This is a genomic window from Bacillus sp. FSL M7-0003 (assembly GCF_038628485.1).
Classification (GTDB): domain Bacteria; phylum Bacillota; class Bacilli; order Bacillales; family Bacillaceae; genus Bacillus; species Bacillus safensis.
The window spans coordinates 881280-896098 of the sequence record NZ_CP152024.1 but is presented as its reverse complement, the minus strand read 5'-3'; the positions used below and the strand labels follow the sequence as shown (position 1 = coordinate 896098).

The window sequence follows — 14819 nt, the reverse complement described above, 5'->3', positions numbered from 1 at the left end:
TAAACATATTTTGCCAACAAATCAAGCGAAGAGAGAGAAAAAGGCAAGCACCTTTCTGTGCTTGCCCAAAACTCAGTTAGTTAGCAGAAGAATCCGCTTCTTTTTCTTTGTTTGCTTTACCATAGAAATAATCCGATGGATTCACTGGTTTGAAATCAGATAACTTATGGAATCGAAGAAGATCCCTATAGAGCACTTTATCTGAAAGACTTAACTGATTATCAACACGGGCTTTAATCGCCTCTGTCTTTTTATTTTGTTTCACCACTTTACCCGTTTTCGTATCATAAACGGTATTATCGACAAGTGTATATTTCGGTGTCACATAGTTTCCATTACGGAAGGCAACAGTCTCATCATGCTTTTTAGAGAATAAGTCTGTTCCAAAATTCACGAATTCATTTGAATCGATACCTTGTAAGTGAAGAAGTGTTGGCATAACGTCGACTTCACCACCATACGTATGGTTCACGCCGCCCTTCTTACCAGGAATACGAATCATGAGCGGAACACGCTGGTTTTGTGCATTTTGATAAGGAGTGATTTCTTTCCCTTGAATTTCACTCATTGCACGGTTATGGTTCTCAGAAATACCGTTATGGTCACCATATAATAAAATGACTGAGTCTTTATACATACCTGATTTTTTCAAGTCTTTGAAGAATTGCTCTAATGACTCATCTAAATATCTTGCTGTTTGGAAATAGTTATCGACTGTTTTATCGCCAGTTGTTGCCTTAGCGATTGTCGCATCTTTTTCATCTAAATTAAATGGATAGTGATTTGTCAGTGTCATTAAATGTGCATAAAATGGCTTTTTCATTGATTCTAGCATTGGAATTGATTCTTTGAAAAACGGTTTATCCTTCAGACCCATATTCACAAGGTTTTCTTCATCCATGTTGTAATAGGAAGCATCAAAGAATTGATCAATTCCCATATGTTTATAAATCGTGTCACGGTTCCAGAAAGATTTATAGTCCCCGTGAAGTACTGCACTCGTATAGCCTGCTTTTTGATCTAGGATGGCAGGTAGTGATTGGAAGGTATTTTCACCCTTTGTCACAAATGCTGCTCCCTCTGGCAAGCCAAACATACTATTATCCATCATCAGCTCAGCATCTGATGTCTTCCCTTGACCTGTCTGATGGAAGAAGTTATCGAAATACGTAAAGTCGTCTTTCCCATGAGCCAGTTTGTTTAAGAATGGAGTCACTTCTTCTCCATTTAATTTGTAGTCAATTAAGAAAGACTGGAAGCTTTCTAAATGAATTTTAATAATGTTTTTGCCTTTTGCTTTACCAAAATACTCTGCATTTGGCTTCGCATAGTGAGAAGACGTATAGTTCACAACATCCGTTAAATCTTCACTGCTTGCATTGGCTACCTGTGTTGCGTTTTGTGCTGCTTGTACCCCATCATAAATCGTATAGTTATAAACACCTAAGTATTTGACAACATACTTATGATCAAAGGTTCTCGTTAATAATTCTGGCCGATCCTTTTCAGCCAAATGAAGGTTTACAAAGAACAGTCCAATACCTGCAGCTACAATCAGCAGTGCAAACGTCTTTTTCATTTGGAACTTCTTCACTTCTGGTCTCCAAATGACAATCGCAATCAAAATGATAATATCAAGGAAGTATAAAAGGTCATGCGGCTTAATGCTTGCTAGCACACCGCCAGTCATGCCTCCCCCAAGATTTCCTGCCTGCTTCATTGTTGAGAAAGTCAAAAAGTCATCAAAGAAACGGTAATACGCTACATTTGCATATAAAAGTGCGGTCATAATAAAATCAATAACAATTAAAACAATGGCAGATTTACGCCCCTTCAAAAAGAGAGCAAGTCCAAAAAACACGATGGCTGAACTAAATGGATTCAATAAGAGAAGCCCCTCTTGAAAAGAACCTTTTACTCCTAAATTAAAGTCCATTTTGTAGGCTGTGTACGATTTAGCCCAGAATAAAAGGACAGCCAAAACAAAAAAGCTATATTTGTTTGCAAATATTTTTTTCATAAAACCTCTTCTTTCTTATCATCGTTCTGATATAAATGAAATCATAAAAAATTTACATTCATTTTGCAAATGTAAATCTTCTTCGCCAAGCATGCCGATGCTCTGTCTCCGCCGGATACATGCGCTCCTTTAATATAACGAATGAGAGGCATCATAAGTTTCAAAAAAAATACGAGTAAATAAAAGGAAAAATATCCATTTACATTAAATTTACGCACACTTCATGTTTTAGTGGATGAAGAAGGTTTTGTAAATCACTCAGTATTACTTTACTTTTTTCATCTATTCGTGTCAAAGTAATTATAAAGAAAAGGAAGAATAACCTAGGCTTTTCGACTCATTTACCCAAATTTATACAAAATTCGATCCTTGCTTCTTTTATTGTGACTCAACCTCCATTAATCCATGTACCTCCCTAAAAAAACAGTTTTAAACAAAAAAAGCTTGATTTCCCCTACTGATGTGCGGTGTGATAAAGAGGTAGAACTTGATCACAACACTTATATGTTCATGACAAAAAAATCAGGCTGGAGGACATCACATGAAGATTAACAAACAAATCAACACTTTTGAAGAGAGATTTTCAGAAGATGTAGTCACTATCATTGCTGTTACAGGACCTTCTGGCGTAGGGGCAGGAAAAGCAGGCCAGGCACCTCTTTGGACCGCTTCTATTCCACTGATTGCTTGGAAAGAAAACGGTCATATCATAACCGAAAATGTAAGACTTTGCTGGCTAACAGATGACGAGGGATTAAGGGAAAAACAGGCACAATTACATAAAGAATCAATCGTTACACTTCAGGTTCGAAAAGGCGAAGGTGAATTCATGCTTGTATCTTTAATCAATACAGATACACAGGATCAAGCGCTTCAAGAAATTTTAGAAGAAGCCCAAAAGCCTGTGTATTATCATGATGATACACTTGGCACCTTTGAGTTAGTGAAAGGACTAGACTTATTTGAAAAGACGATCCAATGGAGCAATGAAGAGTGCCTTCTCTACTTCAACCTCGAAGAAGATGAAAAAATAAATGACTCTCTTCGAACAGCAAACCAACTTATGCAAGAGCAAGCCAAATGGGATTCTTCTATTAAATCATTTGCCGCGAATCAGCTGATAGATCTAGCAAAGGATTGGCAGGAACAAGACGAATCAGCTGAAAAGCAAGAAGAACTCACACTGAATCAATTTATAAGCCGCATTTCACTTGAAAGCCTGCATGTTTACCCTGAGGGAGAGTTTGAAGTCTACTATCATGACGGTGATTTATTTTGGGGTCATGTCATTATTGTCACAGGAAATATAAATGGCACATTTCATGATGCACACATTGCAGGCTAAAGGCTGGAGGAATAACCCATGGAAATCAAAGCTTTTCAAGAATTAAATCTAATCGGGAAAACGCCAGCCATCGCCAAAATTGGCGGCTTCCGTCCTGATCCAGCTATACACAGCTGGTTTGCCGGCCATTTTTTCATCGATCCTAACCAAGGCTGGCCGACAGATCAAGATGGGGCCATGATTCCGATTTTACAAATTTATTTACCAGAAGTGCCAGGAGGAATGAATGGCTTCAATGAGTGTAAGCTGATTCAAATTTTTCTCAACCAGAAAGCACTTCCGATCGATATCACCAAAAACGGCGAAGGCTGGAAGCTCATTGAATATTCAACAATCGAAGAATTAGAAGTAGTTGAAACTCCTGAAGAAGTAAGAGGACTCAAACCCTTTCAAATCCAATGGAACGAAAGTGAGCAAAGGGACTTTCCTTGCTGGGAAGAAGCATGGTCATATGTGGATCTAACAGAAGTAAACGAAAGTGAAGAAGCGACAGACCACTTTTTTAATCAATACACAAATTATTCGTTCACAAAAATCGGTGGATATGGGGCGTATATTCAATCCCCACCCCATCAACAACAAGGCGAATTCATGCTACAAATCGCCTCAGAAGAAAAACCTCGTTTCATGATTGGTGATAACGGCACGATGTATTTCTATTATGACAAAGAATCAAAAGAATGGTTTATGCACTGGGATTGTTTTTAACGTTTATTGAATGAAACCTTGCCTTCTCCTAAGCGTAATGAATAATATGAAAGGAGGAAGCAAAATGGGATTCATTTTAGACATCTTTTCACTTGCTGTATATATCCCTTTTCTAAAAGTGGATGAAGAGGAGATCTCGAGGAACGCAGCACATCTCAAAAAATATAGCTGGTTTCAGGCACTATTACATGATCAAACTTGCAGGGAGCTCATCATTTATGATCCCGGTGTCCGGCGTGTCATAGGCAGGTTTAAAACGGAGAAACTCCATAAGAAGCGATACAACTTAAGATGCGAACGTAAATTACTACAAGCATTACAACGCGCAATGTAAACTGAAACAACAAGAGCCGCACTTTCCTGTGGCTCTTTTTTTAGCAATTGAATCGTTCCTTTATAAGAAAACATTTGACGCCTGGACAACTCTCCCCGTATATTATGTATAAATCCATCTTTTTCAAAGAAAAGGGGGCCTCACATGCACTTGTTTAAGAACTGGAGAAAAAAGCAGCCTGCACAGCAAGTCGCTTCAGAAAAACAAGAAGACAGCATCCAAATCAACTTCTCCACACTTCCCTTTGGCACAGACACCGTCGATGATTTTTTGTTCAACCTAGACCTGACCTCCAAGCTCACAGATCCCTATAAAGAAACAGATACGAACAAGCTTACCTAGCTCTTCGCAAATCCTCATCCAATACTGGATGATTTTTTTATACTCAATGAAAGGTGTATCCAATGAAAACATATTATATCGTCAGACACTGCCAAGCAGATGGACAATCTAAAGATGCAGCTTTAACACCACAAGGCATCACTCAATCTCACGAACTGTCACAGTTTTTTTCCAGCATTCATCTTAATCAGATTATCTCAAGTCCTTATAAACGAGCGATCCAAACTACTGAGCCCCTTGCTCATGCAAAACAGCTCGAGATAAAAATCGATCAACGCCTCTCTGAACGTGTGTTAAGCAGTAAGCCAATAGACAATTGGTATGAGAAGCTAAAGCTTAGTTTTACAGACTTACATATGACCTGTGAAGGCGGAGAATCGAGCCAAGAAGCCATGAATCGTATTGTAGAAGCACTCCACGAACAAATAAAATTAGAAACAGATCATACCCTATTGGTCACACATGGCAATATCATGAGCCTGCTTCTTAAACACGCCGATTCAACGATTGGATTCGAAGAGTGGAAGAAACTAAGCAATCCAGATGTCTATATCCTGAAATATTTTAGTCCAGATCATATAGAAGCAAAGCGAATATGGCAATAAAAAACGGCAGAGTTCATTCTGCCGTTTTCTCATCTATTGCTGATAATAAAAGGACTCTACCCACTCATACGGTTTCTTACGCTCCGCACACCATTTCATAAAGCCTCTTGTCTCCGTCTGCTGAAACGTCATCCAGTCCGTTAAAAGTTGGCCATAATAGACGGCTTGTTTTTGAACATTGGTTCGAATTCTTTTATCTTGAATCAGCATCATAACACGTTCAATCCCTTGAATTCTCTCTTGATCCTTCTCATAGGTGCTTAAATAAAGATCTTCATGTATATGATGAAACGAATACCACAAGGCCGATAAATAGGTTTCGCAAATTTGAACAATCACACGCTGTTCCTTGCTGCCCCCAAGCTCTAGTGCCTTCAATAAATGAGGCAGCCCTTCTCCCTGATGCACAAACAAACCTTGCCAGCGATACGGTCTCACATCCAATGGATCAACATTCTCCCACGTTTGAAAAACAGGCTGGATTACCCCATTTACCAGCGGATACACAAGCAGATGATGACCATCCTCAAACCGTTCAATCCACTCAAACAGCCAAGCAGCAAATTCCCGCTGTACTTCAAAATCGTTCTCTTTCATCTCTTCAATAAAGGCCTGAAGAACGTTTAGCGCATCTTTACGCAGGCCCTGTTCTTTTCTCACACAGTACTGTCTAAAAAGAGGATAATCATTTACTCCCTCGTCTTGAATGATAGCCTGTAATATCGTCTTCGTTTGCATAATCACAACGCCGCCTCTTTACATCCATTCTTTTCCATGTTCATGAATAAATTGAATGTCTTTTTGATAATGTTCAAGATGTCCTTCTTGAATCATGTTTTGAAAAGCGATATCCCCCTCACTCGCTTTTCGTTTCATATACTGACATAATCCTTCTAAACGCAGCAGCACCATATCCAAATAATCTTCTGCTATTTCCTCACCATAAGCTTCAAAAAACAGTTTCACTCTATGCTTTATCTGGTCTGCATGGTCTGATGAATGATAGTTCACGATGTCTCCTGTTTTGGTGCGAAAAAACCTACTGATAGGTACACATGTATACAGAGTATATGCCATATCCCAAAGTCTTGGACCAGGAGCAGCTACATCAAAATCAATGATACCTACTGGTTTTTCATTATTGAAAATGATGTTGTACATTGCAAAATCATTATGACACACAACCTCTATTTCGACAGGCGTATTGTCCATTCGTTCCCAATCGTCTGAAATGGGAAAATCATGAACAGCATCATGATACAGTCTAAGCATTCTCGCTATTTCTTTTAAGGCATGGTGAGAGCACATATATTCTTTTAAAGGCTCATGACCGGCTACGCCTTCAATGAAGGACAATATCTCTCTACCTTGTTCATCAACCCCTAAAAACTTTGGAGCATAGGAGAAATTCTTTTTTTCTAAATGCTTTAGCAGCTTTCGTATATTGATATTGTCTGACTTTACTTCTCGACGAACCGTATCTCCCGAACGATATACGTTCGAGACATTTCCACCTGTCAATAACTCTTCATGAGCATTTTGTTTTTTCATAAATTCTCCCCTCAAACTGGGTCACCATGTTGATGTCAGTTAAAGATGTGTATGTACCCACAAATATTCATTTAGTTACTCAAAGGTAGTACAACAGTTTTATGTGAATGTGCTGCTCCATTTTGTTTCCTTACATGGTTAAATGTATCTTATCAAATGTTGCAAATCATCTAAAGATTATTCTGCTAAAAGAAGTACATACTCATTATTTTCTAATAGGCTCCTATTTTTTATCTAAATAACTCATTAAACCACAAAAAAACGTTTTACCACGAGGGTGAAACGTTAGGTTCATGGAAAAACCAATCATGAAACTTTTAACAGATACCGGTGGCCGGGGTCGAACCAGATGATAAATTATTCCAAAAAGGCAAGGTATACCCTCTTATAGTAAAGCACCCGTTAATGAATGAAGAATTAAAGCTCTTCCTGATATATTTCTGATTTTATCGGCTTTAAACTCAAAGGTATTTTAAACTCATGAATACTTTCAATATGATTAAAAAAATGATCGATATCGTCATAATCCATTGACCATTCTTCTACCACCTTTAACTTTTTTAACTCGCTTGTTGGTTTAAATAAAAATTCACAGTGTAGTTGTTCCATGTGAGAATAATCATCTTCTTCATAAACTGTAAACTGACGTACAAAGTCAAAATGAAATACTTCCTCTCCTGTAAAATCATAGACACCACACTGAAATAAAATTTCTTTATCTTCTTCGCCCTCAACTGTCTCCTTTGAAAAAGCCTTAAATGTTTCCCAAACCTTTTTTATATCATCGGTATCTTCACCAATGCTATCTTTAAGATAACTTTCAGCATTTTTAACCGTAATCATTACAACACCTCTTATGTACAATTTATATCCAATCCTTCTTCAATTATCCTGCCTCTTTAGTTTAATCATAAGGTAACCATCAATAAAGTAAAAGTAATCTCCTTAATATGTTCCTCTGTCATATTGCTGTTAGAGAATTAAGAAACGCCTTAAAAATTTATTACTCACAGTCCTAAACAAATAATTCAATAGCTTCCCGAAATGATTCAACATAAGACTTAGTTTCCTTTTCTAAAATTGCCAATTCACCTTGGTCTAAGATATTTTTACGTCTTGCCATTTAGCTAGGTCCCCTTTCAGCAGTGAAACGATTTGAAGTAATTTTATCGTGTGAAAAATCAGCTAAAAAACAAATAAAAAACGCCCTCCTACAATTTGTAGAAAGACGTTTTAAACGTTGATATTCTTTAATTCTTCTGTGATTGACGATAATAAAGAATATCGAAAACTAGATACCGGTGGCCGGGGTCGAACCGGCACTCCGTGAGGAACACGATTTTGAGTCGTGCGCGTCTGCCAATTCCGCCACACCGGCATGATCATTAAAGAGCGCAACTTATATTTAAAAACAATGGTGCCGAGGGCCGGACTTGAACCGGCACGGTAGTCACCTACCGCAGGATTTTAAGTCCTGTGTGTCTGCCAATTCCACCACCCCGGCAGTCTTTTCAAAAAAGGCGACACCCGGATTTGAACCGGGGATAAAGGTTTTGCAGACCTCTGCCTTACCACTTGGCTATGCCGCCATTATTGGAGCGGAAGACGGGATTCGAACCCGCGACCCCCACCTTGGCAAGGTGGTGTTCTACCACTGAACTACTTCCGCACATCAACTGGGCTAGCTGGATTCGAACCAACGCATGACGGAGTCAAAGTCCGTTGCCTTACCGCTTGGCTATAGCCCAATAATAAAATGGGGCGATTGATGGGAATCGAACCCACGAGTGCCAGAGCCACAATCTGGTGCGTTAACCACTTCGCCACAACCGCCATAGATGTAATGAATTATAAAGTATAATTGGCAGGGGCAGTAGGAATCGAACCCACACCGGAGGTTTTGGAGACCTCTGTTCTACCGTTAAACTATGCCCCTATGAAAACAAAAAATGGTGGAGGGGGGCGGATTCGAACCGCCGAACCCGGAGGGAGCGGATTTACAGTCCGCCGCGTTTAGCCACTTCGCTACCCCTCCACTTTTGAAAAACAGTGCCGGCAAGAGGACTTGAACCCCCAACCTACTGATTACAAGTCAGTTGCTCTACCAATTGAGCTACACCGGCAAATAGTGGTGGCTCGGGACGGAATCGAACCGCCGACACACGGATTTTCAGTCCGTTGCTCTACCAACTGAGCTACCGAGCCAAGTATTCTTTTGAAAAATGGCGGTCCGGACGGGACTCGAACCCGCGACCTCCTGCGTGACAGGCAGGCATTCTAACCAACTGAACTACCGGACCATTTTGGTTGCGGGGGCAGGATTTGAACCTGCGACCTTCGGGTTATGAGCCCGACGAGCTACCGAACTGCTCCACCCCGCGACGATATAAAAGATATGGTGGAGGATGACGGGCTCGAACCGCCGACCCTCTGCTTGTAAGGCAGATGCTCTCCCAGCTGAGCTAATCCTCCGAATAAAAAATGCTGGTGTATATTCTATAAAAATGGTGACCCGTACGGGATTCGAACCCGTGTTACCGCCGTGAAAGGGCGGTGTCTTAACCGCTTGACCAACGGGCCCTTTATTATGTAAATTGTGGCGGAGAGCAAGGGATTCGAACCCTTGAGACGGGGTTACCGCCTACACGATTTCCAATCGTGCTCCTTCGGCCACTCGGACAGCTCTCCAAATTGGCTCCGCAGGTAGGATTCGAACCTACGACCGATCGGTTAACAGCCGATAGCTCTACCACTGAGCTACTGCGGAATGAAGAAAGCCTGGCGATGTCCTACTCTCACAGGGGGAACCCCCCAACTACCATCGGCGCTGAAGAGCTTAACTTCCGTGTTCGGTATGGGAACGGGTGTGACCTCTTCGCCATCATCACCAGACAATTTAGTGACAAAAGATATTATACTATGTATTGAAAATAAATCAAGAGATATTTTAAAAATATTCTCTCAAAACTAGATAACAATGTTCATGCTTCACATTAGAATATAGGTTAAGTCCTCGATCTATTAGTATCTGTCAGCTCCACGTGTCACCACGCTTCCACCTCAGACCTATCAACCTGATCATCTTTCAGGGATCTTACTTCCTTGCGGAATGGGAAATCTCATCTTGAGGGGGGCTTCATGCTTAGATGCTTTCAGCACTTATCCCGTCCGCACATAGCTACCCAGCGATGCCCTTGGCAGAACAACTGGTACACCAGCGGTGCGTCCATCCCGGTCCTCTCGTACTAAGGACAGCTCCTCTCAAATTTCCTGCGCCCGCGACGGATAGGGACCGAACTGTCTCACGACGTTCTGAACCCAGCTCGCGTACCGCTTTAATGGGCGAACAGCCCAACCCTTGGGACCGACTACAGCCCCAGGATGCGATGAGCCGACATCGAGGTGCCAAACCTCCCCGTCGATGTGGACTCTTGGGGGAGATAAGCCTGTTATCCCCGGGGTAGCTTTTATCCGTTGAGCGATGGCCCTTCCATGCGGAACCACCGGATCACTAAGCCCGACTTTCGTCCCTGCTCGACTTGTAGGTCTCGCAGTCAAGCTCCCTTGTGCCTTTACACTCTGCGAATGATTTCCAACCATTCTGAGGGAACCTTTGGGCGCCTCCGTTACATTTTAGGAGGCGACCGCCCCAGTCAAACTGCCCACCTGACACTGTCTCCCTGCCCGATAAGGGCAGCGGGTTAGAAGGTCAATACAGCCAGGGTAGTATCCCACCGATGCCTCCACCGAAGCTAGCGCTCCGGTTTCCAAGGCTCCTACCTATCCTGTACAAGCTGTACCAACATTCAATATCAGGCTGCAGTAAAGCTCCACGGGGTCTTTCCGTCCTGTCGCGGGTAACCTGCATCTTCACAGGTACTATAATTTCACCGAGTCTCTCGTTGAGACAGTGCCCAGATCGTTGCGCCTTTCGTGCGGGTCGGAACTTACCCGACAAGGAATTTCGCTACCTTAGGACCGTTATAGTTACGGCCGCCGTTTACTGGGGCTTCAATTCGCACCTTCGCTTACGCTAAGCGCTCCTCTTAACCTTCCAGCACCGGGCAGGCGTCAGCCCCTATACTTCGCCTTACGGCTTCGCAGAGACCTGTGTTTTTGCTAAACAGTCGCCTGGGCCTATTCACTGCGGCTTCTCGGGGCTTTAACACCCTAAGAAGCACCCCTTCTCCCGAAGTTACGGGGTCATTTTGCCGAGTTCCTTAACGAGAGTTCTCTCGATCACCTTAGGATTCTCTCCTCGCCTACCTGTGTCGGTTTGCGGTACGGGCACCTCTCACCTCGCTAGAGGCTTTTCTTGGCAGTGTGGAATCAGGAACTTCGCTACTAAATTTCGCTCGCCATCACAGCTCAGCCTTTACGGGAAACGGATTTGCCTATTTCCCAGCCTAACTGCTTGGACGCGGATATCCAATACCGCGCTTACCCTATCCTCCTGCGTCCCCCCATTGCTCAAATGGTGAGGAGGTGGTACAGGAATATCAACCTGTTGTCCATCGCCTACGCCTTTCGGCCTCGGCTTAGGTCCCGACTAACCCTGAGCGGACGAGCCTTCCTCAGGAAACCTTAGGCATTCGGTGGACGGGATTCTCACCCGTCTTTCGCTACTCATACCGGCATTCTCACTTCTAAGCGCTCCACCAGTCCTTCCGGTCTGGCTTCACAGCCCTTAGAACGCTCTCCTACCACTGTTCGTAAGAACAGTCCGCAGCTTCGGTGATACGTTTAGCCCCGGTACATTTTCGGCGCAGAGTCACTCGACCAGTGAGCTATTACGCACTCTTTAAATGGTGGCTGCTTCTAAGCCAACATCCTGGTTGTCTAAGCAACTCCACATCCTTTTCCACTTAACGTATACTTTGGGACCTTAGCTGGCGGTCTGGGCTGTTTCCCTTTCGACTACGGATCTTATCACTCGCAGTCTGACTCCCAAGGATAAGTCATCGGCATTCGGAGTTTGACTGAATTCGGTAACCCGGTAGGGGCCCCTAGTCCAATCAGTGCTCTACCTCCGAGACTCTTACCTTGAGGCTAGCCCTAAAGCTATTTCGGAGAGAACCAGCTATCTCCAGGTTCGATTGGCATTTCACCCCTACCCACACCTCATCCCCGCACTTTTCAACGTGCGTGGGTTCGGGCCTCCATTCAGTGTTACCTGAACTTCACCCTGGACATGGGTAGATCACCTGGTTTCGGGTCTACGACCACGTACTCATGCGCCCTATTCAGACTCGCTTTCGCTGCGGCTCCGCATCTTCTGCTTAACCTTGCACGGGATCGTAACTCGCCGGTTCATTCTACAAAAGGCACGCCATCACCCGTTAACGGGCTCTGACTACTTGTAGGCACACGGTTTCAGGATCTATTTCACTCCCCTTCCGGGGTGCTTTTCACCTTTCCCTCACGGTACTGGTTCACTATCGGTCACTAGGGAGTATTTAGCCTTGGGAGATGGTCCTCCCGGATTCCGACGGAATTTCACGTGTTCCGCCGTACTCAGGATCCACTCTGGAGAGAATGACATTTCAGTTACAGGGCTGTTACCTTCTTTGGCGGGCCTTTCCAGACCTCTTCGCTTATATCATTCCTTTGTAACTCCGTATAGAGTGTCCTACAACCCCAAGAGGCAAGCCTCTTGGTTTGGGCTGTTCCCGTTTCGCTCGCCGCTACTCAGGGAATCGCATTTGCTTTCTCTTCCTCCGGGTACTTAGATGTTTCAGTTCCCCGGGTATGCCTTCTCATACTCTATGTATTCAAGTATGGATACTACTCCATTACGAGCAGTGGGTTTCCCCATTCGGAAATCTCCGGATCAAAGCTTGCTTACAGCTCCCCGAAGCATATCGGTGTTCGTCCCGTCCTTCATCGGCTCCTAGTGCCAAGGCATCCACCGTGCGCCCTTTCTAACTTAACCATTTCTTACTTTAGAAAGAATCACTATGTGTGATGAACTTTGCATTGCATTCAATGTGAATGTATTACTTATTGTTATCTAGTTTTCAAAGAACAATCCTGTCTCGCTAGAGACATGTTTTGAAGGAATGATCCTTCAAAACTAAACAAGACGAAAACGCACGCTGCTCCATATATCCTTAGAAAGGAGGTGATCCAGCCGCACCTTCCGATACGGCTACCTTGTTACGACTTCACCCCAATCATCTGCCCCACCTTCGGCGGCTGGCTCCATAAAGGTTACCTCACCGACTTCGGGTGTTGCAAACTCTCGTGGTGTGACGGGCGGTGTGTACAAGGCCCGGGAACGTATTCACCGCGGCATGCTGATCCGCGATTACTAGCGATTCCAGCTTCACGCAGTCGAGTTGCAGACTGCGATCCGAACTGAGAACAGATTTATGGGATTGGCTAAACCTTGCGGTCTTGCAGCCCTTTGTTCTGTCCATTGTAGCACGTGTGTAGCCCAGGTCATAAGGGGCATGATGATTTGACGTCATCCCCACCTTCCTCCGGTTTGTCACCGGCAGTCACCTTAGAGTGCCCAACTGAATGCTGGCAACTAAGATCAAGGGTTGCGCTCGTTGCGGGACTTAACCCAACATCTCACGACACGAGCTGACGACAACCATGCACCACCTGTCACTCTGTCCCCGAAGGGAAAGCCCTATCTCTAGGGTTGTCAGAGGATGTCAAGACCTGGTAAGGTTCTTCGCGTTGCTTCGAATTAAACCACATGCTCCACCGCTTGTGCGGGCCCCCGTCAATTCCTTTGAGTTTCAGTCTTGCGACCGTACTCCCCAGGCGGAGTGCTTAATGCGTTAGCTGCAGCACTAAGGGGCGGAAACCCCCTAACACTTAGCACTCATCGTTTACGGCGTGGACTACCAGGGTATCTAATCCTGTTCGCTCCCCACGCTTTCGCTCCTCAGCGTCAGTTACAGACCAGAGAGTCGCCTTCGCCACTGGTGTTCCTCCACATCTCTACGCATTTCACCGCTACACGTGGAATTCCACTCTCCTCTTCTGCACTCAAGTTTCCCAGTTTCCAATGACCCTCCCCGGTTGAGCCGGGGGCTTTCACATCAGACTTAAGAAACCGCCTGCGAGCCCTTTACGCCCAATAATTCCGGACAACGCTTGCCACCTACGTATTACCGCGGCTGCTGGCACGTAGTTAGCCGTGGCTTTCTGGTTAGGTACCGTCAAGGTGCGAGCAGTTACTCTCGCACTTGTTCTTCCCTAACAACAGAGCTTTACGATCCGAAAACCTTCATCACTCACGCGGCGTTGCTCCGTCAGACTTTCGTCCATTGCGGAAGATTCCCTACTGCTGCCTCCCGTAGGAGTCTGGGCCGTGTCTCAGTCCCAGTGTGGCCGATCACCCTCTCAGGTCGGCTACGCATCGTCGCCTTGGTGAGCCATTACCCCACCAACTAGCTAATGCGCCGCGGGTCCATCTGTAAGTGACAGCCGAAACCGTCTTTCATCCTTGAACCATGCGGTTCAAGGAACTATCCGGTATTAGCTCCGGTTTCCCGGAGTTATCCCAGTCTTACAGGCAGGTTACCCACGTGTTACTCACCCGTCCGCCGCTAACATCCGGGAGCAAGCTCCCTTCTGTCCGCTCGACTTGCATGTATTAGGCACGCCGCCAGCGTTCGTCCTGAGCCAGGATCAAACTCTCCGAGGTATGCAGGATGCATATCACACATGCGCTGCTACACGATGTAGCGAACTTAGCATGTGATCACTTCCTGCCTCGCCAGTTTGACTGACTACCTATGAAGTTTCATAGGATTTTTTTATAAAAACTCGAATTAACAGGTACGTTTTGTCTTGTTTAGTTTTCAAAGATCATCTTCGTTATCGCTCAGAGGCGACTTTCTTAATATAACATTTGAGCACCGTGTGCGTCAAGCGTTTTTTAGAATTTCTTTTTGT

Annotated in this window: 9 protein-coding genes, 16 tRNA genes and 3 rRNA genes; 5 read left to right on the top strand and 23 right to left on the bottom strand. The window is 44.2% G+C overall.

The features are described from left to right. Window positions 1-76: 76 nt before the first annotated feature. On the bottom strand, window positions 77-2020 hold the full coding sequence (locus MHI23_RS04485; RefSeq protein ID WP_024427404.1) for an LTA synthase family protein: 1944 nt from the start codon (window positions 2018-2020) through the stop codon (window positions 77-79). Window positions 2021-2561: 541 nt separating this feature from the next. On the opposite strand from MHI23_RS04485, the gene MHI23_RS04480 reads away from it, so the two are divergent. The 5 genes from MHI23_RS04480 to MHI23_RS04460 all read left to right on the top strand — a co-directional run bounded on the left by MHI23_RS04480 (window position 2562) and on the right by MHI23_RS04460 (window position 5354). After that, on the top strand, window positions 2562-3365 hold the full coding sequence (locus MHI23_RS04480; protein WP_034624045.1) for a DUF2262 domain-containing protein: 804 nt from the start codon (window positions 2562-2564) through the stop codon (window positions 3363-3365). Between the two features lie 18 nt (window positions 3366-3383). Continuing rightward, on the top strand, window positions 3384-4073 hold the full coding sequence (locus MHI23_RS04475) for a DUF1963 domain-containing protein (protein ID WP_224426424.1): 690 nt from the start codon (window positions 3384-3386) through the stop codon (window positions 4071-4073). Between the two features lie 64 nt (window positions 4074-4137). Next, entirely contained in the window at window positions 4138-4407 is a 270-nt protein-coding gene (locus tag MHI23_RS04470) for a hypothetical protein (RefSeq protein ID WP_047202846.1), read from the top strand. 144 nt (window positions 4408-4551) lie between these two features. After that, on the top strand, window positions 4552-4749 hold the full coding sequence (locus MHI23_RS04465) for a hypothetical protein (RefSeq protein ID WP_059377531.1): 198 nt from the start codon (window positions 4552-4554) through the stop codon (window positions 4747-4749). Window positions 4750-4811: 62 nt separating this feature from the next. After that, the gene (locus MHI23_RS04460) at window positions 4812-5354 is read left to right on the top strand and encodes a histidine phosphatase family protein (protein ID WP_342492329.1); all 543 of its coding nucleotides are present in this window, start codon (window positions 4812-4814) and stop codon (window positions 5352-5354) included. Between the two features lie 33 nt (window positions 5355-5387). On the opposite strand, the gene MHI23_RS04455 is transcribed toward MHI23_RS04460, so the two are convergent. The 22 genes from MHI23_RS04455 to MHI23_RS04350 all read right to left on the bottom strand — a co-directional run bounded on the left by MHI23_RS04455 (window position 5388) and on the right by MHI23_RS04350 (window position 14568). Next, entirely contained in the window at window positions 5388-6092 is a 705-nt protein-coding gene (locus MHI23_RS04455; protein ID WP_024425350.1) for a hypothetical protein, read from the bottom strand. Window positions 6093-6110: 18 nt separating this feature from the next. Continuing rightward, window positions 6111-6905, bottom strand: coding sequence for a phosphotransferase (locus MHI23_RS04450; RefSeq protein ID WP_125587360.1), 795 nt, complete (start codon window positions 6903-6905; stop codon window positions 6111-6113). Between the two features lie 417 nt (window positions 6906-7322). After that, complete coding sequence (locus MHI23_RS04445) at window positions 7323-7748, bottom strand: hypothetical protein (RefSeq protein WP_056765984.1); 426 nt, start codon at window positions 7746-7748, stop codon at window positions 7323-7325. Between the two features lie 453 nt (window positions 7749-8201). Then, a tRNA-Leu gene (locus MHI23_RS04440) sits at window positions 8202-8283 on the bottom strand. 37 nt (window positions 8284-8320) lie between these two features. After that, window positions 8321-8409 (bottom strand) — tRNA-Leu (locus MHI23_RS04435). Between the two features lie 14 nt (window positions 8410-8423). Continuing rightward, a tRNA-Cys gene (locus MHI23_RS04430) sits at window positions 8424-8494 on the bottom strand. A 5-nt stretch (window positions 8495-8499) separates the two neighbouring features. Further along, a tRNA-Gly gene (locus MHI23_RS04425) sits at window positions 8500-8574 on the bottom strand. Window positions 8575-8581: 7 nt separating this feature from the next. After that, window positions 8582-8653, bottom strand: a tRNA-Gln gene (locus MHI23_RS04420). A 9-nt stretch (window positions 8654-8662) separates the two neighbouring features. Continuing rightward, window positions 8663-8738 (bottom strand) — tRNA-His (locus tag MHI23_RS04415). A 29-nt stretch (window positions 8739-8767) separates the two neighbouring features. Next, a tRNA-Trp gene (locus MHI23_RS04410) sits at window positions 8768-8841 on the bottom strand. A gap of 14 nt (window positions 8842-8855) precedes the next feature. Continuing rightward, a tRNA-Tyr gene (locus tag MHI23_RS04405) sits at window positions 8856-8940 on the bottom strand. A gap of 15 nt (window positions 8941-8955) precedes the next feature. Continuing rightward, window positions 8956-9028: transfer RNA gene (locus MHI23_RS04400), tRNA-Thr, on the bottom strand. 6 nt (window positions 9029-9034) lie between these two features. Further along, window positions 9035-9110: transfer RNA gene (locus tag MHI23_RS04395), tRNA-Phe, on the bottom strand. 18 nt (window positions 9111-9128) lie between these two features. Beyond that, window positions 9129-9205 (bottom strand) — tRNA-Asp (locus tag MHI23_RS04390). Window positions 9206-9209: 4 nt separating this feature from the next. Further along, a tRNA-Met gene (locus tag MHI23_RS04385) sits at window positions 9210-9286 on the bottom strand. A gap of 15 nt (window positions 9287-9301) precedes the next feature. Continuing rightward, window positions 9302-9377 (bottom strand) — tRNA-Val (locus tag MHI23_RS04380). A 33-nt stretch (window positions 9378-9410) separates the two neighbouring features. Continuing rightward, window positions 9411-9485: transfer RNA gene (locus tag MHI23_RS04375), tRNA-Glu, on the bottom strand. A 17-nt stretch (window positions 9486-9502) separates the two neighbouring features. Further along, window positions 9503-9593, bottom strand: a tRNA-Ser gene (locus MHI23_RS04370). 4 nt (window positions 9594-9597) lie between these two features. After that, window positions 9598-9672, bottom strand: a tRNA-Asn gene (locus MHI23_RS04365). A 9-nt stretch (window positions 9673-9681) separates the two neighbouring features. Further along, a 5S ribosomal RNA gene (gene rrf / locus MHI23_RS04360) occupies window positions 9682-9797 on the bottom strand. A 109-nt stretch (window positions 9798-9906) separates the two neighbouring features. Further along, window positions 9907-12837, bottom strand: a 23S ribosomal RNA gene (locus MHI23_RS04355). A 182-nt stretch (window positions 12838-13019) separates the two neighbouring features. Beyond that, a 16S ribosomal RNA gene (locus MHI23_RS04350) occupies window positions 13020-14568 on the bottom strand. The 16S, 23S and 5S rRNA genes sit together here with 16 tRNA genes alongside, the layout of an rRNA operon. Between the last annotated feature and the right edge of the window lie 251 nt (window positions 14569-14819).

Coding starts and splice junctions, on each gene's coding strand:
- MHI23_RS04460 (WP_342492329.1), top strand. CDS start 4,812: ATGAAAACATATTATATCGTCAGACACTGCCAAGCAGATGGACAATCT.
- MHI23_RS04480 (WP_034624045.1), top strand. CDS start 2,562: ATGAAGATTAACAAACAAATCAACACTTTTGAAGAGAGATTTTCAGAA.
- MHI23_RS04450 (WP_125587360.1), bottom strand. CDS start 6,905: ATGAAAAAACAAAATGCTCATGAAGAGTTATTGACAGGTGGAAATGTC.
- MHI23_RS04465 (WP_059377531.1), top strand. CDS start 4,552: ATGCACTTGTTTAAGAACTGGAGAAAAAAGCAGCCTGCACAGCAAGTC.
- MHI23_RS04485 (WP_024427404.1), bottom strand. CDS start 2,020: ATGAAAAAAATATTTGCAAACAAATATAGCTTTTTTGTTTTGGCTGTC.
- MHI23_RS04455 (WP_024425350.1), bottom strand. CDS start 6,092: ATGCAAACGAAGACGATATTACAGGCTATCATTCAAGACGAGGGAGTA.
- MHI23_RS04445 (WP_056765984.1), bottom strand. CDS start 7,748: ATGATTACGGTTAAAAATGCTGAAAGTTATCTTAAAGATAGCATTGGT.
- MHI23_RS04470 (WP_047202846.1), top strand. CDS start 4,138: ATGGGATTCATTTTAGACATCTTTTCACTTGCTGTATATATCCCTTTT.
- MHI23_RS04475 (WP_224426424.1), top strand. CDS start 3,384: ATGGAAATCAAAGCTTTTCAAGAATTAAATCTAATCGGGAAAACGCCA.